Here is a 12,369-nt window from a genome sequence, read left to right on the forward strand (position 1 = left end):
GTGGCCCCCTCCCGCGACGGGAGGGGGCCACTGCCGTGTGTCGGTACCCGCCCTCAGTTGGTCTGGCGGGGCTTCGGCTCGGCGCGGGCGTCGAGCTGGATCTCCTTGTGCGCCTCGGGCACGCCGCTCTTGAGCTCCTTGGTCCGCTCGATCTCGGCGTCGAGCTCGATGCCGAACAGCAGCGCCACGTTGGTCAGCCAGAACCAGATGAGGAAGACGATGACACCGGCCAGCGCCCCGTAGGTCTTGTTGTAGCTGCCGAAGTTGGCGACGTAGAAGGCGAACAGCGCGGAGGCGACGGCCCAGACGACGATCGCCACGACGGCGCCGGGGCTGACGAACTTGAACCCGCGCAGCCGCACGTTGGGCGTCGAATAGTAGAGGACGGCGATCATCAGCGCGAGCAGGACGACGATCACCGGCCACTTGACGACGTTCCAGATGGTCAGCCCCGTCTCGCCCACGCCGATGGCCTGGGCGATCGCGTCGACGACCGGGCCGCTGAGCACGAGCAGCGCCACGATCACCGCGGCGAACAGGATGCCGATCAGCGTGACCAGCAGCTGCAGCGGCTTGAGCTTCCAGACCTTGCGGCCCTCGGGGGTCTCGTAGACCACGTTCGCCGCGCGGGTGAACGCGCCGACGTAGCCGGAGGCGGACCACACGGCGCCGGCCAGACCCAGGATCAGGCCGAACCCGGCCGCGCCGGTGTTGCCGGCGATCTGCTGGATGACCGGGTTGAGCGTGCTGGCCGCCTGCTGGGGCACGACCGCGGTCAGGGCGGTGGTCAGCTGCTCCGGGTTGGTCAGCAGGCCCACGATCGACAGCAGGGCGATCAGCGCGGGGAACAGCGCCAGGACGCCGTAGTAGGTCAGCGCCGCCGCCCAGTCGGTGAGGTTGTCCTCGCTGAACTCCTTGAGAGTGCGCTTCAGCGTGCCGACGGTGGTGGGCTTCGTGTCGGCGCCGTGGGGCTTGCTGTCGAAGCGGGTGTCGTTGACCTTGGGGTCGTCGGGCGCGGGATCACCGGCGACGTTGCCGGAGAACCGGGTGTCCTTCGCGGCGGCCTCGCCGCGGGATCCGGTGGAGCGGGCCATGGGTTCGTCCTCCGGTGGAGTGGTTGCTCGTCAGCGCTCCCGGTTCCCCGGACGGTCCCGTTCCATGCCCGCCCGCGGTGTGTCGCGACCACCCTGTGACCTGCTCGGCGGCCGTGTGCGGCGTCCCTCGATGGGGGTGGGTCCGCGCCGGAGTGTCAGCAAGACCTCACGCCGTGACGATTGAGACGGCGGTCGGCGGGGGAAGGAGGAGCCCGACGACGTGCTGCGGGGCCCGCCCCGCGGCAGAGCCGAGAGAACACATGGGGGATGTACAGATGGTGCTGTGGCCGGCCGTGACCCTGATCGGGTTCCTGGTCCTGACCGCACTCGTGATCGTCATGGGCACCTCGTCCACGGCGCGGTACGAGCGGGAGCAGCGCGCCGCCGGCGCGCGCTCCACCAGCCGTGCCGCGGCGGCCGAGCCGGTGGGTGCCGCCCGCGCCGCCTGAGGGAGGACCTCCCTCCCCCCACGCCTCGCAGGCTCGGCGTGGGCCCCTGGAGGGCGGCCGTTCCAGCGCGTCACATGGTGACCCGCGCGCCCCGCGCTCCGTTCCGGAGTCGCGGGGCGCGGGCGCGGGCGCGTCAGAGCCAGGCCTCCGGGGTGTCGAGGACGGTGCGGTCCAGCGACTCCAGGAGGTCGAGCTGGACGGCGACCTTCGGCAGCTCGTACCGGTGGAACCAGCGCGCCGCCGCCCGCTTGCCCTGGTGGAAGTCGCTGGTCTCCTCCCGGGTGGCCAGCGCCTGTTCCAGCCACAGCCACGCCACGACGACGTGGCCGGCCGCCTCGAGGTAGACGGTGGCGTTGGCCAGGGTCACCGCCGGGTCCCCCGCGCCCCAGAGCGTCGCGGTCACCGAACCCAGCCGGGCCACGGCGGCATCGAGGTCCGAGGCGAACCCCGCCCACTCCGTGCCGGCCGCGCGGGCCGTCGTCGCCCCGATCGTCTCCCCGAGCAGCGCCAGCCCCGCGCCCCCCTGCATCACGACCTTGCGGCCGAGCAGGTCCAGCCCCTGGATCCCGGCCGTCCCCTCGTGGATGGGGTTGAGCCGGTTGTCGCGGTAGAACTGCTCGACCGGGTAGTCGCGGGTGTAGCCGTAGCCGCCGTGCACCTGGATGGCGAGGTCGTCGGCGACCGGTCCCCACTGCGACGGCCACGACTTCGCGATCGGCGTCAGCACCTCCAGCAGCAGGTGCGCCCGCGCGCGGTCCTCCGGCGTCGCGCCGGTCTGCTCCTCGTCGACCAGCCGCGCGCAGTACAGCGCCAGCGCCAGGCCTCCCTCCGCGTAGGACTTCGCGGCCAGCAGCATCCGGCGGACGTCGGTGTGCGCCACGATCGGCACCGGCGGGGCCATGCCGCCTCCCGGCCCGCCCCGGTCGGTCGGCGGGCGGCCCTGGGTGCGGGTGCGGGCGTAGGCGAGGGCGTGCAGGTAGCCGGTGTAGCCGAGCGCCGCCGCGCCCGCCCCGACGCCGACCCGCGCCTCGTTCATCATGTGGAACATGTAGGTCAGGCCCCGGTGCTCCTCGCCGACGAGGTACCCCACCGCGCCGGCCCGCCCGCCCGGGGTGTGCACGCCCTCCCCGAAGTTGAGCAGCGTGTTCGTCGTCCCCCGGTAGCCCATCTTGTGGTTGAGCCCGGCGAGGACGACGTCGTTGCGCTCGCCCAGTGAGCCGTCGTCGGCCACCAGGTGCTTGGGCACGACGAACAGCGAGATGCCCTTCACGCCGGGTGGGCCGCCGGGCACCTTGGCCAGCACCAGGTGGACGATGTTCTCGCTCAGCTCGTGGTCGCCGGCGGAGATCCACATCTTGTTGCCGGTCAGCCGGTACGTGCCGTCGTCCTGCCGCTCGGCGCGGGTGGTGATGTCGGCCAGGGACGAGCCGGCCTGCGGCTCCGACAGCGCCATCGTGCCGAACCAGCGGCCCTCGAGCATCGGCCGCACGTAGGTGTCGACCTGCTCGCGGCTGCCGTGCGCGACCAGCAGCCGGGCGTTGGCCATGGTGAGGAACGGATAGGCCGAGGTGCCGACGTTGGCCGCCTGGAACCACGCCATGGCGGCCTGGGAGACGGTGTGCGGCAGCTGCATGCCGCCGAGCTCCTCGTCGAACGTGCCGGCGACCAGCCCGGCGTCGGCGAACACCCGCAGCGCCCGGCCGACCTCGGGCACCATCTCCACCCTGCCGTCGACCATGCGCGGCTCGTGCTCGTCGGCGGCGCGGTTGTGCGGGGCGAAGTGCTCGGTGGCGATCTGCTCGGCCAGGTCCAGCACCGCGTCGAAGGTCTCCCGCGAGTGGTCGGCGTGGCGGGGACGCTTCACCAGCTCCTCGACGCCCAGCCACTCGTGGAGGAGGAACTCCAGGTCGCGGCGGGACAGGATCAGCGACGGGCGCACGGGTGCCTCCAGGAGCGGGGAGCGGGAGCCGCCGCCACAGTAGGCCGCGGGCCGGGGCGGTCGTTTCGCATCGCCGGTCGTGCGGCCGGGGAATCCAGGTCGTATCGTCCCGAGCGCGGGGGTCGTCGCCCGCCGGACCGTGCGGGGAGCGCCGATGGCGAGCTCGGAGGGCTCGCCCCGGCAGCGCGGGACCTCGTGGCGGCGGCGGGCGGTCGAGGCGCTGGCGTCGATCGGTGAGGCGGTCTACTTCCTGGACCCCCAGGACCGTTTCACCTGGCTCAACGCCGCGGCCGAGCGACTGCTGGAGAGATCGGCCGGCGATCTGGTCGGCCGCACGGTCTGGGAGGCGTTCCCTGAAGCGCTCACGTCCCCTCTGCGGGACGCCTACCGCGACGCCCGCGGGCAGCGGCAGCCCCAGTTGGTGGAGTTCTTCTACGGTCCGCTGGACCGGTGGTTCCAGGTCCGGGCCTACCCGACCGGCGATGACGTGGTGGTCTTCTTCCGCGACGTGCACGAGCGGCGCACGCTCGACGAGGAGCGGGCGGCGGAGTCCTCGCTCATCCGCGCGGTGCTCAACGCGCTGCCCGCCCGGACCGCGATCCTCGACGCCGACGGCACGATCCTGACGACCAACGCGGCGTGGGCTGCCGGCGCCGCGGTCGACGGCCGCCCGTTCGCCAGCGGCGGTGCGAACTACCTCGAGGCCTGCCGCGCCGCGGCGGCCGCCGGCGTCCGGGACGCCCGCACCGCCGTCGAGGGCCTGGAGGCGGTGTTCGAGGGGCGGGCGCCGTCGTTCTCCCTCGACTACGCCTGGCCGGTGGCCGCCGGGCGGGGCGGCGAACCCCGCTGGTGGCACATGCAGGCCTTCCCGGTGGACGACGGGCCGCGCGTCGTCGTCACGCACAGCGACATCACGGACCGGGTGACCGCCGAGCAGCGCGCAGCCTGGCAGGCCCGCCACGACCACCTCACCGCCCTGCCCAACCGGGCGGCGCTGCACGAGGTCATCACCGACGCGCTGGCCGAGGACGACAGCGGGCGGGTCACCGTCCTGTACATGGACGTCGACGGCTTCAAGCACGTCAACGACTCACTCGGACACTCCGCGGGGGACCTGCTGCTGCGCGAGCTGGCCTCCCGCCTCGCGCACCGCACGCGCCCGACCGACGTCGTCGGCCGGCTGGGGGGCGACGAGTTCGTCGTGGTCGCCCGCGACTGCGACGCCGCCGGCGGGGAGGCCCTGGCCCGGCGGTTCCACGGCGTCTTCGACGAGCCCTTCGAACTCGCCGGCACCCGGCTGCCGCTGACCGTCAGCATCGGCATCGCCGCATCCGACGCCGCGCATGCCGGCCCGGAGGACCTCCTCCGGGACGCCGACGCCGCGATGTACGCCGCCAAGGCCGGCGGTCCGCACCGGTACGTGGTCTTCACCCCGGCCCTGCGCAGCGAGCTCGAGGACCGCTGGCAGATCGCCAGCCGGCTGCGGGACGCCGCCGCGAACGGCGAGTTCGAGGTGCACTGGCAGCCGGTGGTGCACCTGGCCAGCGGGGAGGTCACCGGCTGCGAGGCGCTCCTGAGGTGGGACCACCCCCGGCGCGGGCCGGTCTCGCCGGCGCAGTTCATCCCGGTCGCGGAGGAGAACGGGCTGATCGTGCCGGTCACCCGGTGGCTGCTGCAGGTTGTCGGCGCCCAGGCCGGCGCCTGGTCGCGGGAGGGGCTGGACCTGACGGTCGCGGTCAACATCAGTGCCGTCCACCTGGCGTCCGGGACGCTGGTCGAAGACGTGCTGGGCGCGCTCGCCGACAGCGGCCTCGACCCGGGTCGGCTGGTCGTCGAGCTGACCGAGACGAGTCTCGCCGGGGATCCGGAGCAGGCGGCCGCACAGTTCGCGGTCCTGCGCGAGCACGGGGTTCGCATCGCGATCGACGACTTCGGGACCGGCTACAGCTCGCTGTCGGCCCTGGCCACGCTGCCGGTCGACGTGCTCAAGGTCGACCGCACCCTCGTCTCGGGCCCACCGGGGGACCGCGCCACGGCTCCCGTGGCGATCCTCGGCGCGGTGTCCGCGCTGGGCTCAGCGCTGGGGCTGCAGGTCCTGGCGGAGGGCGTCGAGACCGCCGAGCAGGTGGCCCGCGCCCGGCGGGTGGGCTGCACGTACGCCCAGGGCTTCGCCCTGTCCCCGCCGCTGCCGGCCGAGCGGCTGGGCGCCCTGTTGGCCGACGGGCTGCGGCGCACCGGGCGGCAGGTGCTGCCCCCACCGGACCAGGCCCCCTGACGCGAGGCGGCCGCCCGGCGCGATCCAGCCGCCGAACGCGACGAGACCCCTCCCCGCGGGTGCGGGGAGGGGTCTCGGTCGAGCGGGTGCGGTCAGCCGCGGTGGCGGCCGCCGGTGGTGCCGGCGTTCCCCGGGCGGCCGGCCGGCGGCGCGGTGGACGTCGGAGCCGCGGCGCCGACCGCCTGAACGGCCTGCTCGAGCTCGTCGTCGGCGACCGGGTCGCCCGCGGTCTGCTCGGCGGCCTGCCGGGCCTGGATGCCGGACTTGTTCGACAGCGCCAGCTGCGGCAGGAACAGGAACACGAAGAACCCGAGAGCCACGACGCAGGCGGCGATCAGGAACACCAGGTCGATGGTGTTCGAGAAGCCGGTCTTGAACGGCAGCGCGAGGTGGGACGGCAGCTCCTGGATGAAGGAGGTGTCCGACAGGTCCCCGCCGCCCTGGAGCTGGCCGCTCTGCAGCGCCTGGGCCACCCGCGGGTCGGTCGAGGCGGCCAGGGCGTCGCTGATCTCCGTGGGCAGCCGGGTGAACAGCACCGACAGGAACGCGGCGGTGCCGATCGTGCCGCCCATCTGGCGGAAGAACGTGACCGACGAGGTGGCCACGCCCATCTCCCGCGGCGAGACGGCGTTCTGCACGGCCAGGATGACCGGCTGGAAGTTGAACCCGAGGCCCAGGCCCATGAGGACCATCAAGGGCACCAGCGCCCACACCGAGGTGTCGGCGTCCACGACGAACGACATGGCCACCAGGGCGACGGTCATCAGGGCGATGCCGACCAGCGGGAAGACCTTGTACTTGCCGGTCTTGCCGATCGCGATGCCGGAGCTCATCGCGCCGACCATGATCCCGGCGACCAGCGGGATCATCTGCAGGCCGGCGACCGTCGCGCTGGAGCCGTGCACGATCTGCAGGTACTGCGGGAGCAGCAGCAGCCCGCCGAACATGCCGGCGCCCATCACGATGCTGCCGATGCCGCTGACGGTGAAGCTGCGGTTGCGGAACAGCCGCAGGGGGAGCAGCGCCTCGTCGCCGTAGGCCCGCTCGGCCAGGACGAACAGCAGGAAGCCGACGGCCCCGATCACGTAGCAGACGAGCGACCGGCCGGAGTCCCAGCCCCAGAGGCGGCCCTGCTCGGCCACGATCAGCAGCGGGACGAGGAAGGTGATCAGCGCGAGCGCACCCGGCCAGTCGATGCGGTGGTCGCGGCGCTCGTGCGGCAGGTGCAGGACGCGGTAGACCGCGGCGAAGGCGAGCAGGCCCAGCGGCACGTTGATGAAGAAGATCCAGCGCCAGCCGGTGAGGCCCAGCAGCGAGGTCTGGCCGGCGAAGAAGCCGCCGATGACCGGGCCGAGCACGCTGGAGGTGCCGAAGACGGCCATGAAGTAGCCCTGGTACCGGGAGCGCTCCCGGGGCGGCACGATGTCGCCGATGATCGCCAGCGCCAGCGACATCAGGCCGCCGGCGCCGACGCCCTGCAGGGCCCGGAACGCGGCCAGCTCGTACATCGAGCTCGCGATGCCGCACAGCACCGAGCCCACGACGAAGACCGCGATGGCGAACAGGTAGAACGGCCGCCGTCCGTAGATGTCGGAGAGCTTCCCGTACAGCGGCGTGGCGATCGTCGAGGTGATGAGGAAGGCCGTGGTGGCCCACGCCTGCAGGTCGTAACCCTGCAGGTCGTCGGCGATGGTGCGGATGGCGGTGGAGACGACGGTCTGGTCGAGGGCGGCCAGGAACATGGCGACCATCAGCCCGACCAGGATCGTGACGATCTGCCGGTGGCTGAAGACGCCGTCGGAGTCCGGGGCGGCGGAGGCCGCGCGGGCGCTGCTCCGCCCGGACGCGCCGGCTCGGGTGCTGTGGGTCATGACTTCTCTCTCGGGGACGGCGCGGTCGGGGACTCGGCGGGCAGGGACGAGGCGACGTCGTCCAGCAGGCGGCCGAAGAGCGTGGTGAACGTGGTGAGGTCGGCGGCGGACCAGTCGGCGGTGATGCGGGCGAGGACGGCCTCGCGCTCGCTGCGCATCTGCTCCAGCGCGGCCTGCCCGGCGTCGGTGACGACCAGCCGGCTGGCCCGGCCGTCGGTCTCGTCGGCGACCCGCCGCACCAGGCCCTGCTCGATGAGGGTGGCCACGTGCCGGCTGACGGTCGACGGGTCGGCGTGCACGAGGTCGGCGAGCGCGCCCTGGCGCAGCGGGCCGATCCGGACGAGCGGGAACAGGAGCACGAGCGCGGCGCGGTCGCGACCCTCGCCGGCCTGCGCGCTCTTCAGCGCGTGGACCAGGCGCATGAACCGCGGCAGCTGCTCGCCGAGGGTGCGGACCCCGGCCGCGCGGTCGGCGGCCGCGGTGGGCTCGGTGGAGGTGGGGGGCACGGGGATCTCCGGGGCAGGACGATGGAACACATGCACGCTACAACCGGTTGTTCGAGGCAAGCAAACAGTTGTGCCGTGCACGTAAGTGAGACGGGCCACGTCCGAGGGCCGCGGTGCGGTGGGATCCTGGACGGGAACCCGCCGACCGGCGCGCCACCCGCGCGGTCGTCCGTCTGCGCCCGACCGTCGCGCCGGGCCGCGATGCACCCCATCCCGAGGAGGACCCGTGGCCACCCCGCCCGACGACCTGCGGACGCGGCTGGCCGGCCTCACCCTCGAGGACGAGCACCGCCTGGGCCGGCGGCTCGACGGCACCCGGCGCACCCGGGACGCCGGCGCCCGCGCCCGCCAGCGGGCGGCCATCGCCGCCGACGTCGCCGCCGCCGAGGAGCGGATCGCCCGCCGCCGGGCCGCCGTCCCGCCGGTGGGCTACCCCGCCGAGCTGCCGGTCAGCGCCCGCCGCGACGACATCGCCGCGGCGCTGCGGGACTCGCAGGTGGTCGTCGTCGCGGGTGAGACCGGGTCGGGCAAGACCACGCAGCTGCCCAAGATCGCCCTCGAGCTGGGCCGCGGCGTCCGCGGGCGGATCGGCCACACCCAGCCCCGCCGGATCGCCGCGCGCACCGTCGCCGAGCGGATCGCCGAGGAGCTGGACCGCCCGCTGGGCGACGTCGTCGGCTGGAAGGTGCGCTTCACCGACCAGGTCGGCGACACGACGCTGGTCAAGGTCATGACCGACGGCGTCCTGCTCGCCGAGATCGGCCGCGACCGGCTGCTGCGCCAGTACGACACGCTGATCATCGACGAGGCGCACGAGCGCAGCCTCAACATCGACTTCCTGCTCGGCTACCTCGCCCGGCTGCTGCCGCAGCGGCCCGACCTCAAGCTCGTCATCACCTCCGCGACCATCGACGTCGAGCGGATCGCGAAGCACTTCGGTGCGGACGGCGCCGAGGTGCCGGTGGTCGAGGTGAGCGGGCGCACCTACCCGGTGGAGGTCCGCTACCGGCCGGTGGTCGACCCCGACGCCCCCGAGGGGGACCCCGCCGCCGACCCCGACCGCGACCAGGTCAGCGCGATCGCCGACGCCGTCGACGAGCTGGTGGCCGAGGGGCCGGGCGACGTGCTGGTGTTCCTCGCCGGCGAGCGCGAGATCCGCGACACCGCCGACGTCCTCACCGAGCGCTTCCCGGCCGCCGAGGTCGTGCCCCTCTACTCGCGCCTGTCGGCCGCCGACCAGCACCGGGTCTTCGCGCCGCACACCGGCCGGCGGATCGTGCTGGCCACCAACGTCGCCGAGACCTCGCTGACGGTGCCCGGCATCCGCTACGTCGTCGACACCGGCGTGGCGCGCATCTCGCGGTACAGCTCGCGGCTGAAGGTGCAGCGACTGCCGATCGAGCCGATCAGCCAGGCCTCGGCGCGGCAGCGGTCGGGGCGCTGCGGACGCACCTCCGAGGGCATCGCCATCCGGCTCTACACGGAGGAGGACTTCGAGAGCCGGCCGGAGTACACCGACCCGGAGATCCTGCGCACCAGCCTCGCCTCCGTGCTGCTGCAGATGGCCGCCATGGAGCTCGGGGACGTCGCCGACTTCCCGTTCATCGACCCGCCGGACCGCCGCGCGGTCGCCGACGGCCTGGCACTGCTCGAGGAGCTCGGCGCCCTCGACGAGCGCGGGAAGCTCACCCCGACCGGGCGCGCCCTGGCCGCGCTGCCGCTGGACCCGCGGATGGCGCGCATGGTGGTCGAGGCCGACCGGCGCGGCGTGCTCGAGGAGGTCCTCGTCATCGCCGCCGGCCTGACCATCCAGGACCCCCGCGAGCGGCCCACCGAGCACCAGCAGGCCGCCGACCAGATGCACGCGCGGTTCGCCGACGAGAACTCCGACTTCCTGGCGCTGCTCAACCTGTGGCGGTACCTCGGCGAGCAGCAGGAGGCGCTGTCGGGCAGCCAGTTCCGGCGCACGATCAAGCGTGAGTTCCTGCACTACCTGCGCATCCGCGAGTGGCAGGACCTCTACGGCCAGCTGCGCAGCACGGCCCGCCGCCTCGGCATGTCCGTCGGCGAGCTCGCGCCCGAACCAGACGAGCGCGGCATCTCCACCGCGCTGCTGTCCGGCCTGCTCTCGCACGTCGGGGTCCAGGTGGAGGACGCCAGACGCAAGGACGGCGACCGGCGGCGCGGGGGCCGGGAGTACCTCGGCGCCCGCAACGCCCGGTTCGTGATCGCGCCCGGCACGCCGCTGGCGAAGAAGCCGCCGCGCTGGGTGGTCGCCGCCGAGCTGGTCGAGACCAGCCGGCTGTTCGCCCGCACCGTCGCCCGCATCGACCCCGAGGTCGTCGAGCGGCTGGCCGACCACCTGGTGAAGCGGCAGTACTCCGAGCCGCGCTGGGACGCCAAGCGTGGCTCGGTGGTCGCCACCGAGCGGGTGACCCTCTACGGCATCCCGCTGGTCGTCGGCCGGCGCGTGCAGTACGGGTCGATCGACCCGGTGGTCTCCCGCGAGCTGTTCATCCGGCACGCGCTGGTGCAGGGCGAGTGGACGACGCACCACCGGTTCTGGCCGGAGAACCAGAAGGCCATGAAGCGGGTCGCCGAGCTGGAGGAGCGGGCGCGGCGCCGCGACATCCGGGTGGACGACGAGACGCTGTTCGAGCTCTACGACGCCCGCATCCCCGCCGACGTCGTCTCCACCCGGCACTTCGACAAGTGGTGGAAGACCGCCCGGCGGGAGACCCCCGACCTGCTCACCTTCACCCCGGAGATGCTCACCAACGCCGCGGCGGCCGGGCAGGTGCGGGCCGAGGACTTCCCCGACGAGGTGCCGCTGTCGCAGGGCCTGACCCTGCCCCTGTCCTACGCGTTCGCGCCGGGCACCCCGCAGGACGGCGTCACCGTCGACGTCCCCCTGGCCGTGCTCGACGCCGTCGCCGAGCGGACGTCGGGGGAGTCGCTGGCCTTCACCGTCCCGGGGCTGCGGGAGGAGCTGGTCACCGCGCTGCTGCGCACCCTGCCCAAGCAGTTCCGCCGCGCCCTGGTGCCCATCCCCGACCGGGTGCGGGAGGTGCTGCCGCACATCGCCCCGACCGAGCCGCTGCTGCCGGCGCTGGAGCGCGAGCTGCGCCGGTCGGCGGCGATCACCGTGCCGCCGGACGCCTGGGCGCCCGACCAGGTGCCCGACCACCTGCGGGCCACGTTCCGCGTCGTCGACGACCGGCACCGGCCCCTGGCCACCGGCAAGGACCTGCAGGCACTGCGCCGCGAGGTGGCGCCGCAGAGCCGGGCGAGCCTGGCCGCGGCGGCGTCGGACGTCGAGCGCACCGGGCTGACCTCGTGGTCGTTCGGCACCCTGCCCCGCACCGTCGAGGTCCGCCGCGGCGGGCACGTGGTCACCGCTTTCCCGGCGCTGGTCGACGAGGGCGCCACGGTGGGCGTCCGGGTGGTCGCCACCGAGGTGGAGGCGACGCGGCTGACCTGGCGCGGCGCACGGCGGCTGCTGGTGCTGGTCGCGGGTTCCCCGGCACGGCAGGTGGTGAAGTCGCTGTCCCCGCGCACGCGGCTGGCGCTGCAGTTCAACCCGGACGGCGAGATCCCCGCGCTGGTCGACGACTGCGTGGACGCGGCCGCCGACGAGCTCGTCGCGGCCGCCGGCGGCCCGCCGCGGGACGAGGCCGCCTTCGCCGCCCTGGTCGAGACCGCCCGGGCCCAGCTGCTGCCCCTGACCACCGACACGGTCGGCAAGGTCGAGGCGGTGCTCACCCAGGCCCGCGAGGTCGCGGTGGCGATCGGCGCGGCCCCCGGACGGCGGGTGCCCGAGGCGGCGATCGCCGACCTGCGCCGGCAGATGGGTGGGCTGCTGCACCGCGGCTTCGTCGCCGCGACCGGCCGCCGCCGGCTGCCCGACGTCGTCCGCTACCTGCGGGGGATGGCGTACCGGCTGGAGAAGCTGCCGGCCAACGCCGTCCGCGACGAGCTGTGGACGGCGCAGGTCGCCGCGGTCACCGCGGAGTACGAGCAGCTGCGCACGCAGGTGCCGGCCACCGGGGCGCCGGACGACCCGGTGACGCGGGTGCGCTGGATGGTCGAGGAGCTCCGGGTCGGTCTGTTCGCGCAGACCATCGGGACGCCGCGGGCGATCTCCGAGCAGCGGGTCTACAAGGCGATCGACGCGCTGACCGCGTGAAGACGTCCGTCCCCGTCCCGCGTTGATCACGGGGTCGGTGCGGCCCTGG

7 protein-coding genes are annotated in these 12,369 nt (G+C 73.9%); 3 read left to right on the plus strand and 4 right to left on the minus strand.

Features of this window, described 5'->3' with window-relative positions; all coding sequences use genetic code 11:
- Nucleotides 1-53: 53 nt before the first annotated feature.
- Nucleotides 54-1,094 (minus strand): YihY/virulence factor BrkB family protein, encoded by a 1,041-nt coding sequence (locus tag ACI784_RS00005; RefSeq protein WP_457012183.1) that lies wholly within the window; start codon nt 1,092-1,094, stop codon nt 54-56.
- A 275-nt stretch (nt 1,095-1,369) separates the two neighbouring features.
- Between ACI784_RS00005 and ACI784_RS00010 the strand changes: the two genes are divergently transcribed.
- Entirely contained in the window at nt 1,370-1,543 is a 174-nt protein-coding gene (locus tag ACI784_RS00010) for a hypothetical protein (RefSeq protein WP_456922461.1), read from the plus strand.
- Between the two features lie 133 nt (nt 1,544-1,676).
- Here ACI784_RS00010 and ACI784_RS00015 read toward each other — a convergent pair whose 3' ends face one another.
- On the minus strand, nt 1,677-3,482 hold the full coding sequence (locus ACI784_RS00015) for an acyl-CoA dehydrogenase (RefSeq protein WP_457012184.1): 1,806 nt from the start codon (nt 3,480-3,482) through the stop codon (nt 1,677-1,679).
- A 154-nt stretch (nt 3,483-3,636) separates the two neighbouring features.
- On the opposite strand from ACI784_RS00015, the gene ACI784_RS00020 reads away from it, so the two are divergent.
- The gene (locus ACI784_RS00020; RefSeq protein WP_457012185.1) at nt 3,637-5,757 is read left to right on the plus strand and encodes a putative bifunctional diguanylate cyclase/phosphodiesterase; all 2,121 of its coding nucleotides are present in this window, start codon (nt 3,637-3,639) and stop codon (nt 5,755-5,757) included.
- A gap of 92 nt (nt 5,758-5,849) precedes the next feature.
- On the opposite strand, the gene ACI784_RS00025 is transcribed toward ACI784_RS00020, so the two are convergent.
- On the minus strand, nt 5,850-7,628 hold the full coding sequence (locus ACI784_RS00025) for an MDR family MFS transporter (protein WP_456922464.1): 1,779 nt from the start codon (nt 7,626-7,628) through the stop codon (nt 5,850-5,852).
- Entirely contained in the window at nt 7,625-8,134 is a 510-nt protein-coding gene (locus tag ACI784_RS00030; RefSeq protein ID WP_456922465.1) for a MarR family winged helix-turn-helix transcriptional regulator, read from the minus strand. The genes ACI784_RS00025 and ACI784_RS00030 overlap by 4 nt, the downstream gene beginning before the upstream one ends.
- Before the next feature lie 226 nt (nt 8,135-8,360).
- Between ACI784_RS00030 and hrpA the strand changes: the two genes are divergently transcribed.
- The gene (hrpA, locus tag ACI784_RS00035; RefSeq protein ID WP_456922466.1) at nt 8,361-12,320 is read left to right on the plus strand and encodes an ATP-dependent RNA helicase HrpA; all 3,960 of its coding nucleotides are present in this window, start codon (nt 8,361-8,363) and stop codon (nt 12,318-12,320) included.
- Nucleotides 12,321-12,369 lie beyond the last annotated feature (49 nt).

It is taken from the genome of Geodermatophilus sp. SYSU D01186 (genome assembly GCF_054050215.1).

What these genes read in the sequence shown, in the direction of transcription:
- ACI784_RS00025 (WP_456922464.1), bottom strand. Translation starts at nt 7,628, where the DNA reads ATGACCCACAGCACCCGAGCCGGCGCGTCCGGGCGGAGCAGCGCCCGC.
- ACI784_RS00020 (WP_457012185.1), top strand. Translation starts at nt 3,637, where the DNA reads ATGGCGAGCTCGGAGGGCTCGCCCCGGCAGCGCGGGACCTCGTGGCGG.
- ACI784_RS00010 (WP_456922461.1), top strand. Translation starts at nt 1,370, where the DNA reads ATGGTGCTGTGGCCGGCCGTGACCCTGATCGGGTTCCTGGTCCTGACC.
- ACI784_RS00005 (WP_457012183.1), bottom strand. Translation starts at nt 1,094, where the DNA reads ATGGCCCGCTCCACCGGATCCCGCGGCGAGGCCGCCGCGAAGGACACC.